Raw genomic sequence first — 22,826 nt, 5'->3', positions numbered from 1 at the left:
AAGTTTCAGCGGCCGCATTACGCTATCAATGACGGAACGGATTACCGCTCTGGCGCGCCGCTACCGGCGCCGCGCTTTCAGCGCCTTGATTGTCCGCCGCCTGCATCTGCGTGCCGTGATCGGCCGCCGCGTCCTGCTGCGGATTTTCCGGCGCCACCGTTTCCGGCGAGGTCGGGATCTCTTTGCCGAGGCTGGCGTTCAGCGCCTGCAGATCCTGCTCGTTCAGCGTGCCGAGCGCAGACTTGATGTTCAGCTGATTGATCAGATAGTCATAGCGCGCATCGGAAAGCTGTTGCTTGGCGTTGTAAAGCGTCGTAGTCGCGTCAAGCACGTCGACGATAGTGCGCGTCCCCACCTGATAGCCCGCTTCCATCGCATCCAGAGAGCTCTGCGCGGAAACCACCGCCTGCTTGTAAGCGTCGATGCTGCTGATAGAGGCGTTGATGTTATTAAAGGAGGAGCGCACCGTCTGAACGGTGGAGCGATGCGCGCTTTCCAGCTGCTCGCTGGCGCTGACAAACGCGTACTGCGCCTGCTTCACCTGAGAGTTGACCAGGCCGCCCTGATAAAGCGGCAGGCTGAAGCTCAGGCCCACCTGGTTGTTGCCGGTAATGCTGTCGCTTTGTACGGCGCGGCTGCCGCCATATTTGTTGTTGGACAAATTGGTAGAGGCGTTCAGACCGAGCGTCGGCATATGGCCGGATTCATAATAGCGAATCTGCTCGCGCGCCAGATCCTGCGACAGACGTGCGGACAACAGGTTCAGGTTGCGACTTTCCGCCTCTTTCAGCAGCGCATTAACCGGCTGCGGCTTATCAGTGCGGAAGCGATCGATATTCAGCGACGCCAGCGTCGGATAGTAGTTGCCGGTTACCTGACGCAGCGTTTCCAGCGCGTTGTCCAGCGCATTGCGCGCGGCCACTTCATTCGCCAGCACGTTATCATACTGCGCGCGGGCGTTCTGCACGTCGGTGATCGCCACCAGGCCGACGTTAAAGCGCTGCGTGGTTTGATCGAGCTGGCGGTAGATAGATTGTTTCTGCGCTTCAATATAGGACAGCGAATCGATAGCGCGCAGCACGTTGAAATAGGCGGTGGCGGTATTCAGCATCAGATTCTGCTGGGCAGTCTGATAGGTCACATCCTGGATGCCGGCATTTTTTTCCTGCAGCGTCAGGGCGCGCCATTTGCTCATATCGAAAATGGTCTGCGTTAACTGCAGGGAGCCGCTAGTTGTGTTCGAGTGGGTATCGCTGCTGTCGCGATAGCCGCTGGTATAAGTGTAATCGGCGCCCAGACCTAACTGAGGCAGCAAGGGACTACGGGCTTCATTAATCTTTTCAAATGCCGCGTCTCGGTCAGCTGCGGAACTGCGCAGATCGGGGTTAGTCAGTCGGGCCTGTTGGTAAATTTGCAGCAGGTTCTCCGCCTGACTTGCTACGCTGAAGCCGCCCAGGCTCAGGCCAATAAGTAAAGGGAGCAGTTTCTTCATTTGCATTCCTTGTAGTGCAGCAAAGTTGCTATGGTAGCGCTGACATAAGCGAAAAAATATGCGCCGATTCTACCAGAGTGTGCCAGATTGATAAGTTGGCTGAACGTGCCATCTTCCGTTAATTTACGTAAATAATTCAGAAAGAACCACCCTTCCGGGCGAAGCGTAATTGAAACAACTCATCGCTATCCCCACTGTAAAGGACACCGACTTTATGGTTGAAAATACAAAATACCCAGTGACTTTCAGCAAAAACGATGTAGAAATTATTGCACGCGAGCCACTCTATGAAGGATTTTTTTCTCTGGTCCGCTATCGTTTCCGTCACCGCCTGTTTAACGGCCAGATGAGCGACGAGGTGGTGCGCGAAGTTTTTGAGCGCGGACACGCCGCAGTCCTGCTACCCTATGATCCCCTGCGCGATGAAGTGGTGCTGATCGAACAGATCCGCATTCCCGCTTATGACACCAGCCCAACGCCCTGGCTACTGGAATTAGTGGCCGGGATCATCGAACCCGGTGAAAGCGTTGAACAGGTAGTGCGTCGCGAAGCGATGGAGGAAGCGGGCCTGAAGGTTGGCCGCGTACAGCCGATGATTAACTACCTGGCGAGTCCGGGTGGCACCAGCGAGCGCCTGTCGGTGCTGGTGGGAGAAGTGGATGCCAGCGTGGCGCAAGGATGCCACGGTCTGGAGGATGAGAATGAGGATATTCTTGTGCATGTGGTGAGCCGCGAACAGGCTTACCGCTGGGTGGAAGAGGGGAAAATTGACAACGCGGCCTCCGTCATCGCCCTGCAATGGCTGATGCTGCACTATGAGAAATTGCGAAAAGAGTGGAATCCAACATGATCAAGCGCTACGTCCCTGATTTTCCCGAAATGATGCGGTTGAGCGAAACGAACTTCGCGCAGCTGCGTCGTTTGCTGCCGCGCGACGATGCAGCGGGGGCCACGGTGACCTATCAGGTAAACGGCGCCAGCTACAGCATTACCGTTAGTGAATCGACACGTTACACCACCCTGGTGGAAATCCGCCAAACCGCGCCCGCCGTCAGCTACTGGAGCCTGCCATCCATGTCTGTCCGGCTCTATCACGACGCGATGGTTGCTGAAGTGTGTTCAACGCAGCAGATCTATCGCTTTAAAGCGCGTTATGATTACCCGAATAAAAAGTTGCATCAGCGTGATGAAAAGCATCAAATCAACCAGTTTCTCGCTGACTGGCTGCGTTATTGTTTGTCGCACGGCGCGATGGCCGTACCGGCCTGGTAAGCTGCGATAACCTTGATATGGCGTAGAGATTAAGGAAACTCTTTGGATAGCCTGCTAAAACTTCCTGTGGTGAGTGGGGCCAGTATCAGGATATTACAAATAACGGACACCCACCTTTTTTCGGGCAGACATGAAACGCTGCTGGGCGTGAATACCTGGGCCAGTTTCAACGCGGTGCTGGACGCCATCGAGGCGGAGCGGCAGCCGATCGACCTGGTTATCGCTACCGGCGATTTGGCGCAGGATCATACGCCTGAGGCTTATCAGCACTTCGCTGAGGGCATTGCGCGCTTACCGGCGCCCTGCGTCTGGCTGCCGGGCAACCACGATTTCCAGCCGACAATGTACGGCGCGCTGGCGCAGTCGGGCATTGCCGAAGCCAAGCAGGTCTTTGTCGGCGAACGCTGGCAGCTGCTGCTGCTCGACAGCCAGGTGGCGGGGGTTCCGCACGGTATGCTCAGCGACTATCAGCTCGACTGGCTGGAAAAAACGCTGGCGCAGACCGCCGATCGCCACACGCTGATCCTGCTGCATCACCATCCCCTGCCGTCAGGCTGTAGCTGGCTGGATCAGCATAGCCTGCGCAACCCGCACGCGCTGGAAGCGATCCTGCAACCTTATCCGCTGGCGAAAACCCTGATTTGCGGCCACATTCATCAGGAGATGGATGTGGACTGGCACGGCCGCCGTCTGCTGGCGACGCCGTCGACCTGCGTGCAGTTCAAGCCGCACTGCACCAATTTTACTATCGACGCCGTCGCGCCGGGCTGGCGCTGGCTGGAGCTGGATGAGGACGGCGCGGTGCGTACCCGGGTGCAACGCCTGGCGAGCCGCGCCTTTACGCCCGATCTGGATTCCGAAGGGTATTGAGTATGGCGACGCTGCTTTATCTGCACGGTTTTAACAGCTCACCCGCCTCGGCGAAGGCGACCTTGTTGCAGCGCTGGCTGGCGACGCATCATCCGCAGGTGACGATGCTGGTGCCGCAGCTCCCGGCTTATCCGGCTGAAGCGGCGCAGCTGCTGGAGGAAATCGTGCTGGCGCGCGCCGGCGAAACGCTGGGGATCGTCGGCTCCTCGCTGGGCGGTTATTACGCCACCTGGCTGTCGCAGTGCTTTATGCTGCCAGCGGTGGTGGTTAACCCGGCGGTGCGCCCGTTTGACCTGCTGCTCAATTATCTTGGCGCCAACGAGAATCCATACACCGGCCAGCAATATGTGTTAGAGTCTCGCCACATTTACGATCTGAAAGTCATGCAGATTGACCCGCTTGAGTCGCCAGATTTGATCTGGCTGCTGCAACAGACAGGCGATGAAGTACTCGATTATCGTCAGGCGCTGGATTACTACCAGGCCTGCCGCCAAACGGTTGAAGAGGGCGGTAATCACGCCTTCACCGGATTCGAACGCTTTTTCCCATCGATTCTCGACTTTATTGGTCTGAATCGCGCCTGACGTCGCGGGATCGTATAACCCTTTTACAGCCACCAATTCAGAACGATACGATGACTCAATCCAGCTATAACGCTGATGCCATTGAGGTACTCAGCGGCCTCGAACCCGTTCGTCGTCGTCCGGGAATGTACACCGATACTTCGCGCCCCAACCATTTGGGCCAGGAAGTGATCGACAACAGCGTTGATGAAGCGTTGGCCGGCCATGCGAAGCGCGTGGAGGTGATACTGCACGCCGATCAGTCACTCGAAGTGATCGATGACGGACGCGGCATGCCGGTGGACATTCACCCGGAAGAAGGCGTGCCGGCGGTTGAGCTGATTCTCTGCCGTCTTCACGCCGGCGGCAAATTTTCTAATAAAAACTACCAGTTCTCCGGCGGCCTGCACGGGGTCGGCATCTCTGTGGTCAACGCCCTGTCGAAGCGCGTGGAAGTCACCGTGCGCCGCAACGGCGAGGTGTATGACATCGCCTTTGAAAACGGCGACAAGGTACAAGATCTGACCGTCACCGGCACGGTCGCGAAGCGCAATACCGGCACCCGCGTCCACTTCTGGCCGGACGGCAGCTTCTTCGACAGCCCGCGCTTCTCCGTATCGCGCCTGTCGCATCTGCTGAAAGCGAAAGCGGTGCTCTGTCCGGGCGTCGAGATTGTTTTTAAAGATAAGGTCAATAATACCGAGCAGCGCTGGTGCTATCAGGATGGTCTGACCGACTACCTGAGCGAGGCGGTGAACGGCCTGATCACCCTGCCAGAAGCGCCGTTCGTCGGCAGCTTTTCCGGCGACGTCGAAGCGGTAGACTGGGCGCTGCTGTGGCTGCCGGAAGGCGGCGAGCTGCTGACGGAAAGCTACGTCAACCTGATCCCGACGATGCAGGGCGGCACGCACGTCAACGGTTTGCGTCAGGGGCTGCTCGACGCGATGCGCGATTTCTGCGAATACCGCAACATTCTGCCGCGCGGCGTGAAGCTGTCGGCGGAAGATATCTGGGATCGCTGCGCCTACGTGCTGTCGGTAAAAATGCAGGACCCGCAGTTTGCCGGCCAGACCAAAGAACGTCTCTCCTCGCGTCAGTGCGCCGCGTTCGTTTCCGGCGTGGTGAAAGACGCCTTCAGCCTGTGGCTGAACCAGAACGTGCAGGCCGCCGAACAGCTGGCGGAGCTGGCTATCGCCAGCGCGCAGCGTCGTATGCGCGCTGCGAAAAAGGTGGTGCGTAAGAAACTGACCAGCGGCCCGGCGCTGCCCGGCAAGCTGGCCGACTGTACCGCGCAGGATCTGAGCAAAACCGAGCTGTTCCTGGTGGAAGGGGACTCCGCAGGCGGCTCCGCCAAACAGGCGCGCGATCGCGAATATCAGGCGATCATGCCGCTGAAAGGCAAGATCCTGAACACCTGGGAAGTTTCGTCGGATGAGGTGCTGGCGTCGCAGGAGGTGCATGACATCTCTGTGGCGATCGGCATCGATCCCGACAGCGAGGATCTCTCTCAGCTACGCTACGGCAAGATCTGTATCCTGGCGGATGCGGATTCCGATGGCCTGCATATCGCCACGCTGCTCTGCGCGCTGTTTGTGCGCCACTTCCGCTCGCTGGTGAAAGGCGGTCACGTCTACGTGGCGATGCCGCCGCTCTACCGCATCGATCTCGGCAAAGAGGTCTGGTACGCGCTGGATGAAGAAGAGAAAGATGGCGTGCTGGAGCAGCTGAAGCGTAAAAAAGGCAAGCCGAACGTACAGCGCTTTAAAGGGCTGGGCGAAATGAACCCGATGCAGCTGCGCGAAACGACGCTCGATCCTAATACGCGTCGCCTGGTGCAGCTGACGATCGATGATGAAGATGTGGAACAAACGCTGGCGGTGATGGATATGCTGCTGGCGAAGAAGCGTTCTGAAGATCGTCGCAACTGGTTGCAAGAGAAAGGGGACAAAGCGGAGATCGAGGTGTAAATTTCGCCGCCGGAGGGCGCGTCCCTCTCCCTGGATTTCATGCCGCACGGCTGAAAAGAGAACCGCCCGACATCTTACGATGGCCGGGCGGTTTTTTATCATGTCAGCGGAACCGGGAAAGGGCTGGCCGCGCGCTTCGGCATCGCCGTCAGCGCGCGGCTGCGTCAGATACCGAAGTCGAAGGCTGTTCCATGACGAAGATCTTCACATCCAGCACATCGTCTTTAATCCGCTCACGGTGGGCTTCCATATGCGGCTGTTGCTGATGCTGTTCCAGATGACGCAGGCTGTCCCAGTACTCCAGCATAAAAATGGAATCGGGCAGGTTCTGCTTCCACGGCACCTGCGCCTGATGGTCGACCAGCGCCTGATATTTGCTACAGCCTTGTTCCTGCAGAACGGTCGGCGTCAGCGCCTGTATCGCCGCCAGCACCGCTTCGCGGCGGCCCGGCTTGACGCAAATCTCAGCTACAACTGTCAGCATAATGTGTCCCTGTAAAATATTCAGAGCGTTAAGTTAAGCAAAAATTTCCGCCAGGTGCGCGCGATAGCGCTCGATATCGCGCGGAATATCAGGCTGTTTGATCACGTCGTTGCAGATAAAGGTCGGCAGCCCTTCCATACCAAGGAACTGGTTCGCTTTGTGGAAGTGCAGATAGAGACCGTCCACGCCGACGCCCTCAAAGAACTGATCGGGATCGGTAAAGGCTTCCAGCGGCGCGTTCCAGGTCAGCGACAGCATATATTTTTTGCCCTGCAGCAGGCCGCCGGAACCATATTTCTTGCTGGCGTCGGAACGGGAGCGCCCATCGCTGGCGTACAGCGAGCCGTGGCCTTCGGTGAACACTTCATCGATATATTTTTTCAGGATCCACGGCTCGCCCATCCACCAGCCCGGCATCTGATAAATCACCACGTCGCTATCAACGTACTTCTGTACTTCTTCTTTAATGTCGTAACCGTCGTCGACGCGGGTTACCTGAACTTCATGGCCCTGATCGCGCAGGAAAGTCTCGGCGACATTCGCCATCGTGTGGTTCAGCTCGCCTTTTGAGTGGGCAAATTGTTTGCCCGCATCAAGGATTAAAATCTTGCTCATTGTTCGTTGCTCCATTGAAAACGCTGCGGGCAGTGTACGCGCGCAGTCGGCAAAGAAAAATGTGCGTTTGATCATAACACTTTTGCGTACAGCGCAATAATCGCCACAAAATGTGCTGTAAAAAGGCATAAAACAGCGGGGTTAAAACAGCGCGTCGGGCGATGACTAATCTGTGACATCGTCGCATCAGATAAGGTACTATCCTCGCCAAACAGATCGCCCTGCGGCGCGCTGCCGCCCGCCGCAACGTGAGGAATCATAATGAGTGACTTGACGCAGGATGGTGCAGAGCGTCTTGCCCTGCATAAATTTACCGAGAATGCGTACCTGAACTATTCCATGTACGTCATCATGGACAGGGCGCTTCCCTATATTGGCGATGGCCTGAAGCCGGTCCAGCGCCGCATTGTCTATGCGATGTCGGAGCTGGGGCTGAACGCCAGCGCGAAATTCAAGAAATCGGCGCGCACCGTCGGCGACGTGCTGGGTAAATATCATCCCCACGGCGACAGCGCCTGCTACGAAGCGATGGTGCTGATGGCGCAGCCGTTCTCCTACCGCTATCCGCTGGTGGATGGTCAGGGGAACTGGGGCGCGCCGGACGATCCGAAATCGTTCGCCGCCATGCGTTATACCGAATCGCGCCTGTCGCGCTACGCCGAAGTGCTGCTGGGCGAGCTGGGGCAGGGCACGGTCGATTTCGTGCCGAACTTCGACGGCACGCTGAACGAGCCGAAGATGCTGCCGGCGCGCCTGCCGAATATTTTGCTGAACGGCACCACCGGCATCGCCGTCGGCATGGCGACCGACATTCCGCCGCACAACCTGCGCGAAGTGGCGAAGGCGACCATCGCGCTGATCGATAATCCTAAAACCACGCTGGACGATCTGCTCGATATCGTACAGGGGCCGGATTTCCCGACCGAAGCGGAAATCATCACCCCGCGCGCCGAGATCCGCAAGATCTACCAGAGCGGCCGCGGATCGGTGCGTCAGCGCGCAGTGTGGAAAAAAGAGGACGGCGAAGTGGTGATCACCGCGCTGCCGCATCAGGTTTCCGGCGCGCGCGTGCTGGAGCAGATCGCCGCCCAGATGCGCAATAAAAAGTTGCCGATGATCGAAGATCTGCGCGATGAGTCAGATCATGAAAACCCGACCCGTCTGGTGCTGGTGCCGCGCTCTAACCGCGTCGATCTCGATCAGGTGATGAACCACCTGTTCGCCACCACCGATCTGGAAAAAAGCTACCGCATCAACCTGAACATGATCGGGCTGGATAATCGTCCGGCGGTGAAAAACCTGCTGGAGATCCTCAGCGAATGGCTGGTGTTCCGCCGCGATACGGTGCGCCGCCGTTTACAGCATCGTCTGGATAAAGTACTGAAGCGCCTGCATATCCTTGAAGGCCTGCTGGTGGCGTTCCTCAATATCGACGAAGTGATTGAGATCATCCGCAGCGAAGATCAGCCGAAGCCGGAGCTGATGTCGCGCTTCGGCATCAGCGAAACCCAGGCGGAAGCGATTCTTGAGTTAAAGCTGCGCCACCTGGCGAAGCTGGAAGAGATGAAAATCCGCGGCGAGCAGAGCGAGCTGGAAAAAGAGCGCGATCAGCTACAGGCGACGCTGGCTTCCGAGCGCCGCATGAACACGCTGCTGAAAAAAGAGCTGCAGGCCGACAGCGAAGCCTACGGCGACGATCGTCGTTCGCCGCTGAACGAGCGCGAAGAGGCGAAGGCGATCAGCGAGAACGAGCTGGTGCCCTCCGAGCCGGTCACTATCGTCCTTTCCCAAATGGGCTGGGTGCGCAGCGCCAAAGGCCACGATATCGATCCGGCCGGGCTGAGCTATAAAGCGGGCGACAGCTATCTGGCGGCCGCGCGCGGCAAGAGCAACCAGCCGGTGGCCTTTATCGACTCTACCGGCCGCAGCTATACGCTGGATCCGACCACGCTGCCGTCGGCGCGCAGCCAGGGCGAGCCGCTGACCGGCAAGCTGACGCCGCCGCCGGGCGCGGTGTTCGAACAGGTACTGATGGAAGCGGACGATCAGCGGCTGCTGATGGCCTCCGACGCGGGCTACGGCTTCGTCTGCACCTTCGCCGATCTGGTGTCGCGCAACCGCGCCGGTAAAACGCTGCTGACGCTGCCGGAAAACGCGAAGGTGATGACGCCGATGGCGATCCATAGCGACGACGATATGCTGCTGGCGATCACCGCCGCTGGCCGTATGCTGATGTTCCCGGTGGGCGATCTGCCGCAGCTGTCGAAAGGCAAAGGCAACAAGATTATCTCCATTCCGTCGGCGCAGGCCGCCAGCGGTGAAGATCGCCTTGCCTGGCTCTATCTGCTGCCGCCGGGCAGCGCCATTACGCTCTACGTCGGCAAACGTAAGCTGACGCTGCGTTCGGAAGAATTGCAAAAATTCCGCGCCGAGCGCGGACGTCGCGGCACGCTGCTGCCGCGTGGCCTGCAACGTATCGACCGCGTTGAAATCGACGCCCCGGCGCGCGCCGTTTCCGACGACAGCGAGGCCTGACAGCAGGCAGGGAAACCGGCGCGCCGCCCAGGCCGCGCGCCGGTGCAATACCGGTGTGTTTTCATATAAAGCCGGTATACTTAGGCGGAAGCCACAATGAGGTCGTTATGCTGGTAATTTTACGTACCCTGATAGTTATTATTTATTCAATTCTGGTTTGTGTATTGGGTTGTATCTGGTGTCTTTTTTCACCGCGAAATCCGCGTCACGTCGCTACCTTCGGCCACCTGTTCGGCGCGCTGGCGCCGCTGTTCGGCGTGAAGGTGGAAGTGCGCAGGCCGGAAGGCGCGGAGCATTACGGCAACGCCATCTATATCGCTAACCATCAGAACAACTACGATATGATTACCGCGGCGAACATCGTTCAGCCGACCACGGTTACGGTAGGGAAAAAAAGCCTGCTGTGGATTCCGTTTTTCGGCCTGCTTTACTGGCTGACGGGCAACCTGCTGATCGATCGCGATAATCGCGCCAAGGCGCACAGCACCATCGCCAAAGTAGTGGACGAGTTTAAAAGAAAGCGCATCTCATTCTGGATGTTCCCGGAAGGCACGCGCAGCCGCGGCCGCGGCCTGCTGCCGTTCAAAACCGGCGCGTTTCATGCGGCGGTGGCGGCGGGCGTGCCGATTATCCCGATCGTCGTCTCCACCACCCATAATAAAATCAAGCTGAACCGCTGGAAAAACGGGCTGGTCATTGTGGAAATGCTGCCGCCGGTTGACGTCGCCGCCTTTGAGAAAGAGTCGGTGCGCAAGCTGGCGACGCACTGTCGCGAGTTGATGCAGGCCAAGCTTAACGAACTGGATGCCGAAGTCGCCGAGCGGGAAGCCAGCGGCAAGTTATAATTCATTCGGGCCGCAGTCGCGGCCCGCACAGCAATCCCTGAACAACAATAAAAACGGACCGCGTCAGCCTGGCGCCACGCGCACCGCTATGGAGTCGTTATGTCTTTCAGTCGACGTCAATTTATACAGGCATCGGGCATAGCCCTGTGCGCGGGCGCGTTGCCGTTCAGCGCGCGGGCGGCAGGCAGCGAAACGCCGTTACCGATCCCGCCGTTGCTGGAATCGCGTCGTGGCCAGCCGCTGTTTCTGACTATGCAGCGCAGCCACTGGTCTTTCTCTGGCGACAGCAACAAGGTGCCGGTTTGGGGCGTCAATGGCCTCTACCTGGGGCCGACGGTGCGCGTCTGGAGCGGCGACGACGTAAAGCTGATTTACAACAACCGGCTGAATGAGCCGGTAGCGATGGGCGTCGGCGGCTTACAGGTGCCGGGCGCCCTGAGCGGCGGCGCGCCGCGCATGATATCGCCGGGCGTTGACTGGGCGCCGGTGCTGCCGGTGCGTCAGCGCGCCGCTACCTGCTGGTATCACGCCACCACGCCCAACCGCATGGCGCAGCACGTTTATAACGGGCTGGCGGGCATGTGGCTGATTGAGGATGAGGTTAGCAAATCGCTGCCGATCCCGAAACACTACGGCGTGGATGACTTTCCGCTGATCATTCAGGACAAACGTCTCGATACCTTCGGCGCGCCGGTCTACAACCCGCCCGAGAACGGCGGACTGGTCGGCGATACGCTGCTGGTCAACGGCGTGCAGAACCCCTTCGTCGAAGTATCGCGCGGCTGGGTGCGCCTGAGGCTGCTGAACGCCTCTAACTGCCGTCGCTATGAAATGATGCTGAGCGACAGCCGTCCGTTTCACGTTATCGCCAGCGACCAGGGTTTCCTGCCTGCGCCGGTGGCGGTGCAGCAGCTGTCACTGGCGCCAGGCGAACGCCGCGAAGTGTTGCTGGATATGTCGCAGGGCGAAGAGGTCTCCATCACTGCTGGCGTAGCGGCAGGCATTATGGATCGCCTGCGCGGCCTGTTCGAACCTTCCAGCATCCTCACCTCCACGCTGATTCTTACGCTGCGTCCTACTGGCCTGCTGCCGCTGGTCACTGACAACCTGCCGATGCGTTTGCTGGCCGATCAGATCCTCGACGGCACGCCGGTGCGCACCCGCGAACTGCGTTTAGGCGATGCCCAGCCGGGCATCAACGGCGCGCTGTGGGATATGTCGCGCATCGATATCCAGGCGCAGCAGGGCACCTATGAGCGCTGGATCGTCCATGCCGACACGCCGCAGGCGTTTCATATTCAGGGCGTCATGTTCCTGGTAAAAAGCGTCAACGGCGCGCAGCCGTTCGGCGAAGATCGCGGCTGGAAAGATACCGTCTGGATCGACGGCGAAGTCGAACTGCTGGTGGCCTTTACGCAGCCTTCCTCTGAACATTTTCCCTTCGTCTACTACAGCCAGACGCTGGAAATGGCCGACCGCGGCACGGCGGGGCAGCTGCTGGTGCAGCCGAGCCAGGGCGGCTAACGCCCTGTCTGAACAGGGGAATCGCGCAGACCGACGGCGTTCCCCTGTGATTCGTCAAAAGTGTGTAAAACGCTTCCCACCGCCTCAGACTCCAATTCAAAGCGATTCCAGAGCCAGAACGTCGCCACGAAGCAAAAGCCAGAAAGCTGGCACGAACCAAAGGGTTTTAAAGCGATCTCGATGCCAGAGAGCGGGGAGGCCGGGCAGAGGAGTAAAGCGTCCCGCGCCAGGGATGGCGCGGGCCGAGCAGTCAGGGATGACGAATTTGCGTCTTTACGATCGGTCCGGCCTCCCCGCATACCCACGGACATGACAGCGACGTTTGATCATCAACGACGCGTCTTATCGGACATTCACGGAACGTGCAACGACGTTTGATCATCAACGACGCGTTTTATCGGGCATTCACGGAACGTGCAGTGACGTTTGACCATCGCCGACGCTAAAAAGCCAACGGCTTCTCCGCGAATTCCACCGGACTTATAGCTGCGTTTAATCCGCCGCGACAGTCCGCCTGAAAATCTTAGTTCAGCTCATCCGGGTGCGGGCCCAGACGCGTGCCGCTGTCCATCTTAGCAATCTCGCTGATCTCCGCTTTCTCCAGCCGGAAATCAAACACCTTAAAGTTTTCTTCAATGCGCGACGGCGTTACCGACTTTGGAATCACCACCAGACCGCAATCCAGATGCCAGCGAATCACCACCTGCGCCGGCGTCTTGCCATACTTCTTCGCCAGCTGCTTAATCACATCCTGATCGAACACGCCCTTGCCGCCCTGCGCCAGCGGGCTCCAGGACTCCGTCTGAATCTGGTGCATCGCGTTCCAGGCATGCAGCTCGCGCTGCTGCAACATCGGATGCAGCTCCACCTGATTGATCACCGGCGTCACGCCCGTCTCGTCAATCAGCCGCTTCAGATGCTTCTCCTGAAAATTACAGACGCCGATGCTCTTCGCCAGCCCCTGCTGTTGTAGCTCGATCATCCCTTTCCAGGCTTCAACATAATTATCCTTCTCCGGGCAAGGCCAGTGCATCAAATAGAGATCCACATATTCCAGTTGCAGCTTCTGCAAACTGCTCTCCATCGCCTGCTGCCAGTTCAGCTGATCCTCATTCCACAGCTTAGTCGTCACGAAAATATCGTCGCGTGCGACATCCGTCTGCTGCAGCGCCTGGCCGATGCCTTCCTCATTTTTGTAAATCGCGGCGGTATCGATAGAACGATAACCTACCTCCAGCGCCTTCAGCGCGGCATTACGCGCCTCTTCAATCGTCGCCTGCCAAACGCCCAGCCCCAGCTGCGGCATCATATTGCCGTCACGCAGTTTGATAATCGGTTGGTCTGCCATAACTTCTCCTTACTGGTTAGTTGGACCCGATAACGCTTAAGTCTAGTCGAGATATCCTTTTGCGGCGGCGCCGTCTAAACCCCATTGTCAGAAAGCAGCAGGAAAGGCTCAATGCTTATTTCTACGGGAATCTTGCCTAATCCTGCTGACGGCTGGAGAAATTTCCCAGCAGCGGGCAAACTGCCGATGAGTTCATCACCGAGAGTTAACATCATGGAGCGGGAAACTATCTGCGCCGCCCTGGCGCAAAAAGTGATTCAGCTGCGTCAGAGCGGGCGCGCCGCCTTGCCTGAACTGCCGGAAGTACAGCTGCTTTATGCCGACAGCCTGTGCGGACGCACGCCGGTTATGTACCGGCCCGGCATCGTCATCCTCTTTCAGGGCAAAAAAGTCGGCTACATCGGATCGACCACCTTCAACTACGACGCCAGCAAATACCTGATGCTCACCGTGCCGCTGCCGTTTGAGTGCGAAACCTTCGCCACGCCGGAACAGCCGCTGGCGGGCATCATGCTGCATGTCGATATCCCGAAACTGCAGGATCTGCTGATCGAACTGAACAACGACGACAGCTTCCAGACCAGGCCGCTTAATCAGGGCATCCACTCCGCCTTTCTCTCCGGCGAACTGCTCTGCGCGACGGAGCGGTTGCTCGATGTCATGCAGAAAAACCGCGACGCGCGCGTGCTCGGCCCGCAAATCGTGCGTGAAATACTCTATTACGTCCTCACCGGACCGTGCGGCGGCGCGCTGCTCTCGCTGGTCAGCCGCCATACTCAGTTCAGCCAGATCGCGCGCGCTGCGGCGCATCGAAACCAGCTTTACCGATAACCTCAGCGTCGAGTTGCTGGCGGCGGAAGTCAACATGAGCGTCTCAGCGTTTCATCATAACTTCAAGGCGGTCACCAGCACCTCGCCGCTGCAATACCTGAAAAGCTACCGGCTGCACCAGGCGCGCACCATGATGCTTCAGGAAGGCTTAAAGGCCAGCACGGCGGCGATGCGGGTGGGGTATGAAAGCGCTTCGCAGTTTTCGCGCGAGTTTAAACGTTATTTCGGCGTAACGCCGGGAGAGGAGATGACCCGTATGCGGCTGGCGGGATAAGTTCCCGCCAGCCGCATGCGGCTCAGGCGCGCTGACGGCGCTTTTTCCAGATCAGCGCAACGCTGCCGGCAAGGCCAAGGAACAGCAGGGCGACCGGCAGAATAATCAAAATCGCCATTACCTGATCTTCATGACGCTTAATGAAAGGTACCTGGCTAATGCCGTAGCCGAAGGCGATCACGATCGTTACCCACAGCAGGCCGCTCAGCCAGTTAAACAGCTGGAAGCGGCCATTTTGCAGACCGGAAATGCCCGCCATGGTCGGCAGCAGCGTGCGCACGAACGCCAGAAAACGGCCCACCAGCAGCGCCATCAGGCCGTGACGGTTGAACAGATGCCAGGCGCGCTGGTGATACTGCGCAGGCAGGTGCATTAGCCAGCTCTTCACCAGCCGCGTATTGCCGAGCCAGCGCCCCTGTAAATAGCTCAGCCAGCAGCCCAGGCTGGCGGCGGCGGTGAGAATCACTATCGTCGGGATAAAATCCATCACCCCTTTGGCGATCATCGCGCCCGCCAGCAGCAGCAGGCTGTCTCCCGGCAGAAAAGAGGCGGGCAGCAGACCGTTCTCCAGGAACAGCGTAATAAACATAATGCCATAAACGATCCAAACCACGTCTGGATTGGCCAGCGCGGCAAAATCCTGATGCCATAGCGCCTGAACAATCTCATGTATCACACCCATCTGTTTCCTCGTTGACTGTGGTCATCGTTTAAGTGTAACTGTAAATGGCCGTCCCCTTCCCGTCGAGGCGAGCGTAGAGGACGACCGGTTAAGCTTTTGTTTAAGATTAGCGTGCTTTACGCCGCTTATGCCTGAGCAATGCGCGCAAAACCGGCGGCCAGGTCGGCAATCAGATCGTCGACATGCTCCAGGCCAATATGCAGACGCACCAGCGTGCCGCTAAAATCCACGCCATTGACCGGACGGATCGCCGCCAGCTCCTCCGGCTGATTTGCCAGAATTAACGATTCAAAGCCGCCCCACGAGTAGGCCATGCTGAAATGGTGGAAGCCGTCGAGAAAGTGTGCCAGCTTTTCATCGCTCAGTTTTTGTTCCAGCACAAAGGAAAAGAGTCCGCTGCTGCCGCTGAAATCGCGTCGCCACGCCTCATGGCCCGGACACTGCGCCAGCGCCGGATGATTGACGCGCGCGACCTCAGGACGCTGCGCCAGCCAGTTCGCCACCGCCAGCGCGCTCTCTTCATGCTGACGCAGACGCACCGCCAGCGTACGCAGGCCGCGGCTGGTGACGTAGGCGGTATCGGCGTCCACCATCTGCCCCATCAGATAGGAGTTTTCACGCAGCTGTTCCCAGCAGCGCGCGTTGCTCACCGCGGTGCCGATCATTGCATCGGAATGGCCTACCAGATATTTGGTGCCAGCCTGGATCGAAATATCCACGCCGTGATCCAGCGGGCGGAACAGCACGCCTGCGGCCCAGGTATTGTCCAACATAATAATGGCGTCAGGCGCCTTACTGCGCACCGCCTGCACGATCGCCGGCACATCCTGTACCTCCATCGTGATCGAGGCGGGAGATTCGAGAAACACCACTTTGGTATTGGGTCGCACCAGATCGGCGATCTGCGCGCCGAGAGTGTGATCGAAATAGCGCGTGGAGACGTTAAGCTTGCTGAGGATTTTATTGCAGAAATCCTGGGTCGGCTCATAGACCGAACCGGCCATCAGCACCTCGTCGCCCGCTTCGACAAACGCCAGAATCGCGTTGGACACCGCTGCCGCGCCGCACGGATAGAGCGCGCAGCCCGCGCCGCCTTCCAGCTCGCACATCGCGTCCTGTAGTGAAAAGTGGGTCAGGGTGCCGCGGCGGCCGTAGAAAAGCTCGCCCTGCGCCCGGCCTGCGGTGGCGCGTTTCTTATCGGCGACGGTATCAAAAACCAGGGAGGAGGCGCGCTGGATCACGCTGTTGACGGCGCCCTGCGTGTAACGTTTGGTTCTTCCGGCGGCGATGAGTGTGGTTTCAATATTCTTTTTCGACATGCTGCAAGCGGTCCTGCTAACCCGTAGTGATGCTCTAACTTACCACGTTTAACCGGCGGGGGTTGAGACCGTTTTGTCACTATCAGACAGTGGCGGGGAAGCGACGACGGAGGCGCGCATAGCCGCCGTCGTCGCCGGGGCTACATGACGCCCATCATGCGCGGCAGCCATAGAGAGATGGCTGGTATATAGGTAATCATCATCAGCACCACAAACAGCAGACAGTAGAACGGCAGCATCGCCTTCACCACCTGTTCGATCTTCTGTTTGCCCACCGCGCTGGCGACAAACAGTACCGATCCCACCGGCGGCGTAATCAGGCCGATGCCGAGGTTGATCATCACGATCATGCCGAAATGCACCGGATCGACCCCCAGCGCATTGGTGACCGGCAACAGCACCGGCGTCAGGATCAGGATAATCGGCGCCATATCCATCAGCGTGCCGATCACCAGCAGCAGGACGTTGATGCACATCAGAATCACATACTTGTTATCCGACACGCTGGTGAAAAACTCGGTAATCAGCTGCGGCAGCTGCATAAAGGTCATCACCGCGCCGAAACCGGAGGCGAAGGCGATCAGCACCATCACAATGGTGACGGTCTTGATGGTGCGAAACAGCAGGATATGCAGCTGGTTCCACTTAAAGTCGCGGTAGATAAACATGGTGACGAAGAAGGCCCACAGACAGGCGATCGCCGCCGATTCCGAGGCGGTGAAAATACCGGAGAGAATGCCGCCGAGGATAATCACCACGGTGAACAGCCCCCAGAAGGCGTCGAAAAAGATCTTCAGCGCCTGCTGAAAGGGGATGCGTTCGCCGCGCGGATAACCGCGTTTGCGCGCAAAGCCGAGACACATCACCATCAGGCAGAGGCCAAGCAGCAGGCCGGGGAAAATACCGGCGACGAACAGCGATGAAATCGTCACCACGCCGCCGGTGGCCAGCGAATAGATTACCGAGTTATGGCTGGGCGGCGTCAGCACCGCCTGCACCGATCCGCTGGCGGTGACGGCGGCGGCGAAATCGCGCGGATAGCCTTTCTCCTCCATTTGCGGGATCATCACCGAGCCGATAGAGGCGGTATCCGCCACCGACGAGCCGGAGATGGCGCCGAAAAAAGTCGAGGCGACGATATTCACCAGCGACAGGCCGCCGCGAATAAAGCCGACGAAGATATAGGCGAAATTGACCAGCCGTCGGGCGATGCCGCCTTCGGCCATAATTGCGCCCGCGAGAATAAAGAAGGGAATGGTCAACAGCGAAAACTTATTTACCCCGTTAGTGATTTGAATCACCACCGCTTCCAACGGCAGATCGATCCACCAGGCGCCGATAAAAGCGCTCAGGCCCACGGCGAAAGCCACCGGAAAGCCGATCAGCAACAGAACCATCATACTGCCTACTAAGATCAGTGCGTCCATCATAAGCTCCGAATCAGTGGGTGCCACCGAGGCTGACCAGCGGGCGTGCAGACTGATCGCCGCACAGCAGGCGCTCAATCACGAACAGGATCGTCAGCAGCGCGCCGACCGGAATAGGCAAATACATCTGACCAAAGGTCACCGCCGGCAGTGACGCCTGCGGCTGAAGCCACATCGCCTCGCACAGCGCGTAGCTCGCCTGGAAGATAATCACGCACGCCGCCAGCATCAGCAGATCGCTGGCAATCGCGGCGATTTTTTGCCCGCGCGGCGACAGGCGATCGGTAACCATCGATACGCAGATGTGGGTGCCGGCGCGAAAGCCGACCGGTGCGCCGATAAAGGTGAAAATGATCATACAGACGATAGCAACCGGCTCCGGCCAGGAGAGCGCATCGTTAAGCACATAGCGGGCAAAAATGCCGACAGGGATCACCGCGACCATCAGCAACAGCGCAATCGCGGCGATCGTCATGCAGAGCAGATAGACCGCATCCATCAGACGTGAATAGGCAGACATGATTTTTTACCTGGTTAACGGCGCCGCGAGAGGACGCGGCGCGGGAAAAGGTTATTTCACCGCAGCGATTTGCTGCATCAGATCCTGATAGTTCTTGCCGTATTGATCGCGCACCGGCTGGGTGGCTTTGACAAAGTAGTCGCGATCGATCTGTTGGAAGGTCACGCCGCCGGCTTTCATTTTATCCAGCGACTGCTGATTATATTCGGCCCACAGCTTGCGCTCATCTTCCTGTGCCTCTTTGCCCAACTTGCGCAGCAAAGCCTGATCCTCGGCGGAAAGCTTATCCCAGGAACGTTTGGAGAAGAGGATCATCTCCGGCTGGATAAAGTGGCCGGTCAGGGTGTAATACTTCGCCACCGGCATATAGTTATGGGCGACAAAGGTTGGCGGGTTGTTCTCTGTGCCGTCCACGACGCCGGTCTGCATGGCGCTGAACACTTCGCTGACGCCCATCGCCACCGGGTTGGCGCCCATCGCTTTCAGCGTCGCCAGCGAGATGGCGCTGTTCTGTACGCGAATCTTCATCCCTTTCAGATCTTCCGGTTTCGTCACCGGCTTTTTGGTGATCATGTTGCGTACGCCCGCATCGGTCCAGCCGAGAAACACCATGCGGGTATTAGGATCGTTATCGAACTTATCGGTGATCGCTTTGCCGATCTCGCCGTCCAGCACGCTGTGCATATGCGCCTCGTCACGGAAGATATAGGGCAGCGTCAGCACGCTGGTTTCCGGCGCGAGAGTAGACACCGGCGCCAGCGAAACGCGGATCATATCGACTGCGCCGATCTGCACCTGCTGCAACGTCTGTTCTTCATCGCCTAACGTGCCGCCAGCGTAGACGCGCAGCTCAAGCCGACCGTCGGTAGCCTGCTTCAGCTTTTCTCCCATATGTTCAAGCGCGACGACGGTGGGATAACCGGCAGGCTGGACTTCCGCGACCTTCAGCACCTTAGCCGAGGCGGCGGTGGCGGTGAACAGCGCGGTGGAAGCCAGCGCTAACACCAGCAACAGTTTTTTTACTTTCATCATTGTTCTCCTGCGCCTAAAGGATGCCCCGTCACTGGTTGTAGAAGGGTAGAGGTATGCGCCAGCAGGGCTGATTCACTATAGATAAATTGCGCAGGCGGAAAATCAGCGCGCATAAATTGAATGAATTGCATCACAAAATTAAAACGACGTTTTAATAAATTTATACGCAGCGTCACAGTTTAAAAACTAACCGATCACAATTTACTTACCTGCCTGTCGATAAGCGGCGCAGGACGGGGAAATCTTTGTAAATAGTAATGAGAACTACTATCAATTCACCTCTGTTTTGGTATGATCCTGACCTGTTTTGATGAATTCCATTAAGGTTGGAGAAATAGCGTGGTGACCAGTGAGTTGATGCAGACGGATCTCTCCGTCTGGGGCATGTTTGAACATGCGGACATCGTGGTAAAAGCGGTAATGATTGGACTGCTTCTGGCGTCCGTCGTCACCTGGGCCATCTTCTTCGGCAAGTTTACCGAACTGTCCTCGGCACGTCGGCGTCTGAAACAGGAACAGCAGGCGCTGGCGGAAGCGCGTTCGCTGCGCCAGGCGGCGGAGCTGAGCGACGGCTTCCACGCGCGCAGCCTGACGACGCAGCTGCTGCAGGAAGCGCAGAACGAGCTGGCGCTTTCCGCCGGTTCGGAAGATAACGAAGGCATTAAAGAGCGCACCGGCTTCCGTCTGGAGCGCCGTGTCGCCGCCATCAGCCGTCACGCCGGTCGTGGCAACGGCTTCCTCGCTACCATCGGCTCCGTCGCGCCCTTTATCGGCCTGTTCGGCACCGTCTGGGGCATCATGAACAGCTTTATCGGCATCGCCAAAACCCAAACCACTAACCTCGCAGTCGTTGCACCCGGTATTGCGGAAGCACTGCTGGCGACGGCCATCGGCCTGGTGGCGGCGATTCCGGCGGTAGTGATCTACAACGTCTTCGCCCGCATGATCGCCAACTACAAAGCGAGCCTGGGCGATGTAGCCGCGCAGGTGCTGCTGTTGCAGAGCCGCGATCTCGATCTGGCGCGCGGCAACAGCGCGCAGCCGGTACAGAATGCACATAAACTGCGGGTAGGTTAAGCGTTATGGCGATGCGGTTAAATGACGATCTGGACAGCAATGGCGAAATGCATGAAATCAACGTGACGCCGTTTATCGACGTAATGTTGGTGCTGTTGATTATTTTCATGGTGGCCGCGCCGCTGGCGACGGTGGACGTCCGGGTCAACCTTCCCGCCTCCACCAGCGCGCCGCAGCCGCGTCCTGAAAAGCCGGTCTATCTCTCGATTAAAGAAGATAAGCAGATGTATGTCGGCAACGAAGCGGTCTCGAAAGAGAAGCTGATTGAGGTGCTGAACGCGCAAACGGAAGGCAACAAAGAGACCACCATTTTCTTCCAGGCGGATAAGTCAGTGGATTATGAAACGCTGATGAGCGCCATGGATGCCCTGCGCGGCGCAGGCTATCTCAAGATTGGCCTGATGGGTATGGAAACCGCGCAAAAATAGCTGCACGGCGCGCGCTGAAGTATAAAAAAACCGGAGCCTCTGCTCCGGTTTTTTTATCGCTGCCGATTATCCGTTTTTGTGCAGGGAACGGCTAACACGCTGTGCGCAGCGGCAAGAGAGGCCCCGGCTTTCTGGCTTAGCCCAGATGTTCGCCGCCGGTGACGCCATGCACTTCTGCCGTCACATAGCTGGATTCCTGCGACGCCAGATAGACATATACGCCTGCCAGCTCGGCTGGCTGTCCGGCGCGCTTCATCGGGGTTTGTTTACCAAACTCCGGCAGTTTCTCCTGCGGCTGGCCGCCTGCCACCTGCAATGCGGTCCAGATCGGGCCTGGCGCGACGCTGTTTACGCGAATGCCTTTTTCCGCCACCTGCTTGGCCAGCGCACGGGTATAGGCCAGGATCGCCGCTTTGGTGGAGGCGTAGTCCAGCAGATGCGGGCTCGGCTGATAGGCCTGAATCGAGGAAGTAGTGATAATTGACGCGCCTTCCGGCAGCAGCGGAATCGCCGCCTGTGTGATCCAGAACAGCGAGAAGACATTGGTTTCGTAGGTTTTACGGAACTGTTCGGTGGTCAGCTCGGCGATATCTTCTACCGCGACCTGTTTACCCGCCACCAGCGCCAGGATATCGAGTCCGCCCAGCTCTTCGTGCGCCTGTTTTACCAGCTGCTTGCTGAATGCCTCATCGCTGATATCGCCTGGAATCAGCACCACTTTGCGACCCGCTTCACGGATATAGTCCGCTACCTGCTCTGCGTCGCGCTGCTCGGCGGGCAGATAGTTAATCGCCACGTCGGCGCCTTCACGGGCATAGGCGATAGCGGCGGCGCGGCCAATACCGGAATCAGCGCCGGTGACCAGCGCTTTGCGGCCTGCCAGACGCTGGCTGCCGCGATAGCTCTGCTCGCCGCAGTCCGGTACGGGCTGCATATCCTGTTGGATGCCGGGGGCGGGCTGACGCTGTTTCGGGTATTCACCGTTGTAATACTGGGTGAGAGGATTTTGCATTTTATTCTGGTCTGCCATGTTTCCTCCTGGTTTCACAAAGAAAATTCACTATCAAGGCTAGGAAAAACGGCGCGCTTGTCGAGACGTGTAACAGACGTTAAAGAACAACCCATTGTTGTAAAAGGAAAATTTAACAAAGGGAAAATGCGAATAAATATGAGCAAATATGAATATCGTACGGTAAATGCGCATGTTGTCAGTGAGGAATGTGTTGTTCGCGCTTCTGTTAAATAATGGCGACTAAGCCAATCTTTTTGTAAATCGAAACAGAGGTTCACTTCATATTATGTCGGGCCGAAACGGGAAAAAACACAAGGAAGCCGGTTTACAATCCACCACACCTTTATAAAAGCCGCCCCGCAACGGAGCCAAATCCATCTGTAGCGTGACCAGCGGCAGCTTCCTCGAAATATATACTTTTATGGTTTTCGGTTACTACGCCAGTGCCAAAACCTTCTTTCCTGACAATAACCCCTTCGCCGCGTTTTTCAGGCCTGCTGGCGGCATTTTCAGCAAAGAGAGAGGAGCGCTCTGACGTCGGCTATCTGAAAATTGTCAACAATGTTATTTTCTTGCGCTGGCGTTGATCGCGCGGATTTTTACGGCTGTAGCTGGCCCTGCCGGATAAGGCGGGTGGCGTAGGGAACGGCTGGTTTTTTGACGCGTATTGACGCGGCACGTAAAAAGTTTCAAAAAATGCTGGCAAGGC

General features: G+C 58.0%; 20 protein-coding genes and 1 pseudogene. 11 read left to right on the top strand and 10 right to left on the bottom strand.

The window, feature by feature from the left end; genetic code table 11:
• Positions 1-25: 25 nt before the first annotated feature.
• A complete protein-coding gene (gene tolC, locus MYY08_RS09640; protein ID WP_038624097.1) occupies positions 26-1,492 on the bottom strand; it encodes an outer membrane channel protein TolC in 1,467 nt (488 codons plus the stop codon).
• A 214-nt stretch (positions 1,493-1,706) separates the two neighbouring features.
• Here tolC and nudF point away from each other — a divergent pair, with 214 nt between their 5' ends.
• The 5 genes from nudF to parE are packed head-to-tail and all read left to right on the top strand — an operon-like array spanning position 1,707 to position 6,164.
• Entirely contained in the window at positions 1,707-2,342 is a 636-nt protein-coding gene (nudF, locus tag MYY08_RS09635; protein WP_038624099.1) for an ADP-ribose diphosphatase, read from the top strand.
• Complete coding sequence (locus tag MYY08_RS09630; protein WP_084970211.1) at positions 2,339-2,764, top strand: DUF1249 family protein; 426 nt, start codon at positions 2,339-2,341, stop codon at positions 2,762-2,764. Before nudF ends, MYY08_RS09630 begins: the two co-directional genes overlap by 4 nt.
• 42 nt (positions 2,765-2,806) lie before the next feature.
• Positions 2,807-3,634, top strand: coding sequence for a 3',5'-cyclic-AMP phosphodiesterase (gene cpdA / locus MYY08_RS09625; RefSeq protein ID WP_038624103.1), 828 nt, complete (start codon positions 2,807-2,809; stop codon positions 3,632-3,634).
• A 2-nt stretch (positions 3,635-3,636) separates the two neighbouring features.
• The gene (gene yqiA, locus MYY08_RS09620) at positions 3,637-4,218 is read left to right on the top strand and encodes an esterase YqiA (RefSeq protein ID WP_038624105.1); all 582 of its coding nucleotides are present in this window, start codon (positions 3,637-3,639) and stop codon (positions 4,216-4,218) included.
• A 50-nt stretch (positions 4,219-4,268) separates the two neighbouring features.
• Positions 4,269-6,164: a DNA topoisomerase IV subunit B gene (gene parE, locus MYY08_RS09615; protein WP_038624107.1), complete on the top strand. Its 1,896-nt coding sequence runs from the start codon at positions 4,269-4,271 to the stop codon at positions 6,162-6,164.
• A gap of 148 nt (positions 6,165-6,312) precedes the next feature.
• On the opposite strand, the gene MYY08_RS09610 is transcribed toward parE, so the two are convergent.
• Both MYY08_RS09610 and MYY08_RS09605 read right to left on the bottom strand, forming a co-directional pair.
• Entirely contained in the window at positions 6,313-6,648 is a 336-nt protein-coding gene (locus MYY08_RS09610) for a putative quinol monooxygenase (RefSeq protein WP_038624109.1), read from the bottom strand.
• 33 nt (positions 6,649-6,681) lie between these two features.
• Positions 6,682-7,263, bottom strand: coding sequence for an NAD(P)H-dependent oxidoreductase (locus MYY08_RS09605; RefSeq protein ID WP_038624111.1), 582 nt, complete (start codon positions 7,261-7,263; stop codon positions 6,682-6,684).
• A 261-nt stretch (positions 7,264-7,524) separates the two neighbouring features.
• On the opposite strand from MYY08_RS09605, the gene parC reads away from it, so the two are divergent.
• The 3 genes from parC to ftsP all read left to right on the top strand — a co-directional run bounded on the left by parC (position 7,525) and on the right by ftsP (position 12,167).
• Positions 7,525-9,798, top strand: a complete 2,274-nt coding sequence (gene parC / locus MYY08_RS09600; RefSeq protein ID WP_038624115.1) for a DNA topoisomerase IV subunit A — start codon at positions 7,525-7,527, stop codon at positions 9,796-9,798.
• A gap of 107 nt (positions 9,799-9,905) precedes the next feature.
• Entirely contained in the window at positions 9,906-10,643 is a 738-nt protein-coding gene (locus tag MYY08_RS09595; RefSeq protein WP_038624117.1) for a 1-acylglycerol-3-phosphate O-acyltransferase, read from the top strand.
• 99 nt (positions 10,644-10,742) lie between these two features.
• Positions 10,743-12,167, top strand: coding sequence for a cell division protein FtsP (gene ftsP / locus MYY08_RS09590; RefSeq protein ID WP_288013970.1), 1,425 nt, complete (start codon positions 10,743-10,745; stop codon positions 12,165-12,167).
• Between the two features lie 523 nt (positions 12,168-12,690).
• Here ftsP and dkgA read toward each other — a convergent pair.
• Positions 12,691-13,515 carry a 2,5-didehydrogluconate reductase DkgA gene (gene dkgA / locus MYY08_RS09585; protein ID WP_038624121.1) on the bottom strand — a complete coding sequence of 275 codons (825 nt, stop codon included), beginning with the start codon at positions 13,513-13,515 and terminating at the stop codon, positions 12,691-12,693.
• A gap of 213 nt (positions 13,516-13,728) precedes the next feature.
• On the opposite strand from dkgA, the pseudogene MYY08_RS09580 reads away from it, so the two are divergent.
• A pseudogene (locus MYY08_RS09580) lies at positions 13,729-14,620 on the top strand (AraC family transcriptional regulator).
• Between the two features lie 22 nt (positions 14,621-14,642).
• Here MYY08_RS09580 and MYY08_RS09575 read toward each other — a convergent pair.
• The 5 genes from MYY08_RS09575 to MYY08_RS09555 form a co-directional block, all read right to left on the bottom strand.
• Positions 14,643-15,302, bottom strand: a complete 660-nt coding sequence (locus MYY08_RS09575; protein WP_084970210.1) for a DedA family protein — start codon at positions 15,300-15,302, stop codon at positions 14,643-14,645.
• A 125-nt stretch (positions 15,303-15,427) separates the two neighbouring features.
• Complete coding sequence (metC, locus tag MYY08_RS09570; RefSeq protein WP_038624126.1) at positions 15,428-16,621, bottom strand: cystathionine beta-lyase; 1,194 nt, start codon at positions 16,619-16,621, stop codon at positions 15,428-15,430.
• Positions 16,622-16,761: 140 nt separating this feature from the next.
• Complete coding sequence (locus tag MYY08_RS09565; protein WP_288013969.1) at positions 16,762-18,048, bottom strand: TRAP transporter large permease; 1,287 nt, start codon at positions 18,046-18,048, stop codon at positions 16,762-16,764.
• Positions 18,049-18,061: 13 nt separating this feature from the next.
• The gene (locus MYY08_RS09560) at positions 18,062-18,568 is read right to left on the bottom strand and encodes a TRAP transporter small permease (protein WP_038624128.1); all 507 of its coding nucleotides are present in this window, start codon (positions 18,566-18,568) and stop codon (positions 18,062-18,064) included.
• Positions 18,569-18,619: 51 nt separating this feature from the next.
• A complete protein-coding gene (locus MYY08_RS09555) occupies positions 18,620-19,597 on the bottom strand; it encodes a TRAP transporter substrate-binding protein (RefSeq protein ID WP_038624130.1) in 978 nt (325 codons plus the stop codon).
• Positions 19,598-19,942: 345 nt separating this feature from the next.
• On the opposite strand from MYY08_RS09555, the gene exbB reads away from it, so the two are divergent.
• On the top strand, positions 19,943-20,677 hold the full coding sequence (exbB, locus tag MYY08_RS09550; RefSeq protein WP_038624132.1) for a tol-pal system-associated acyl-CoA thioesterase: 735 nt from the start codon (positions 19,943-19,945) through the stop codon (positions 20,675-20,677).
• A gap of 5 nt (positions 20,678-20,682) precedes the next feature.
• Positions 20,683-21,105 carry a TonB system transport protein ExbD gene (gene exbD, locus MYY08_RS09545; protein ID WP_038624134.1) on the top strand — a complete coding sequence of 141 codons (423 nt, stop codon included), beginning with the start codon at positions 20,683-20,685 and terminating at the stop codon, positions 21,103-21,105.
• A 136-nt stretch (positions 21,106-21,241) separates the two neighbouring features.
• On the opposite strand, the gene MYY08_RS09540 is transcribed toward exbD, so the two are convergent.
• A complete protein-coding gene (locus tag MYY08_RS09540; RefSeq protein WP_038624136.1) occupies positions 21,242-22,135 on the bottom strand; it encodes an SDR family oxidoreductase in 894 nt (297 codons plus the stop codon).
• Positions 22,136-22,826 lie beyond the last annotated feature (691 nt).

Source organism: Mixta sp. (assembly GCF_024610815.1).
Taxonomy (GTDB): domain Bacteria; phylum Pseudomonadota; class Gammaproteobacteria; order Enterobacterales; family Enterobacteriaceae; genus Mixta; species Mixta calida.
The sequence above is the reverse complement of the archived record's forward strand: the minus strand, read 5'-3'. Positions and strand labels throughout refer to the sequence as shown.

Bases quoted from the DNA above. Each gene is read 5' to 3' on its own strand.
- MYY08_RS09595 (WP_038624117.1), top strand. From the start codon at position 9,906: ATGCTGGTAATTTTACGTACCCTGATAGTTATTATTTATTCAATTCTG.
- tolC (WP_038624097.1), bottom strand. From the start codon at position 1,492: ATGAAGAAACTGCTCCCTTTACTTATTGGCCTGAGCCTGGGCGGCTTC.
- nudF (WP_038624099.1), top strand. From the start codon at position 1,707: ATGGTTGAAAATACAAAATACCCAGTGACTTTCAGCAAAAACGATGTA.
- ftsP (WP_288013970.1), top strand. From the start codon at position 10,743: ATGTCTTTCAGTCGACGTCAATTTATACAGGCATCGGGCATAGCCCTG.
- MYY08_RS09605 (WP_038624111.1), bottom strand. From the start codon at position 7,263: ATGAGCAAGATTTTAATCCTTGATGCGGGCAAACAATTTGCCCACTCA.
- parC (WP_038624115.1), top strand. From the start codon at position 7,525: ATGAGTGACTTGACGCAGGATGGTGCAGAGCGTCTTGCCCTGCATAAA.
- MYY08_RS09565 (WP_288013969.1), bottom strand. From the start codon at position 18,048: ATGGACGCACTGATCTTAGTAGGCAGTATGATGGTTCTGTTGCTGATC.
- MYY08_RS09560 (WP_038624128.1), bottom strand. From the start codon at position 18,568: ATGTCTGCCTATTCACGTCTGATGGATGCGGTCTATCTGCTCTGCATG.
- exbD (WP_038624134.1), top strand. From the start codon at position 20,683: ATGGCGATGCGGTTAAATGACGATCTGGACAGCAATGGCGAAATGCAT.
- yqiA (WP_038624105.1), top strand. From the start codon at position 3,637: ATGGCGACGCTGCTTTATCTGCACGGTTTTAACAGCTCACCCGCCTCG.
- MYY08_RS09630 (WP_084970211.1), top strand. From the start codon at position 2,339: ATGATCAAGCGCTACGTCCCTGATTTTCCCGAAATGATGCGGTTGAGC.
- metC (WP_038624126.1), bottom strand. From the start codon at position 16,621: ATGTCGAAAAAGAATATTGAAACCACACTCATCGCCGCCGGAAGAACC.
- dkgA (WP_038624121.1), bottom strand. From the start codon at position 13,515: ATGGCAGACCAACCGATTATCAAACTGCGTGACGGCAATATGATGCCG.
- parE (WP_038624107.1), top strand. From the start codon at position 4,269: ATGACTCAATCCAGCTATAACGCTGATGCCATTGAGGTACTCAGCGGC.
- MYY08_RS09555 (WP_038624130.1), bottom strand. From the start codon at position 19,597: ATGAAAGTAAAAAAACTGTTGCTGGTGTTAGCGCTGGCTTCCACCGCG.
- MYY08_RS09540 (WP_038624136.1), bottom strand. From the start codon at position 22,135: ATGGCAGACCAGAATAAAATGCAAAATCCTCTCACCCAGTATTACAAC.
- MYY08_RS09610 (WP_038624109.1), bottom strand. From the start codon at position 6,648: ATGCTGACAGTTGTAGCTGAGATTTGCGTCAAGCCGGGCCGCCGCGAA.
- MYY08_RS09575 (WP_084970210.1), bottom strand. From the start codon at position 15,302: ATGGGTGTGATACATGAGATTGTTCAGGCGCTATGGCATCAGGATTTT.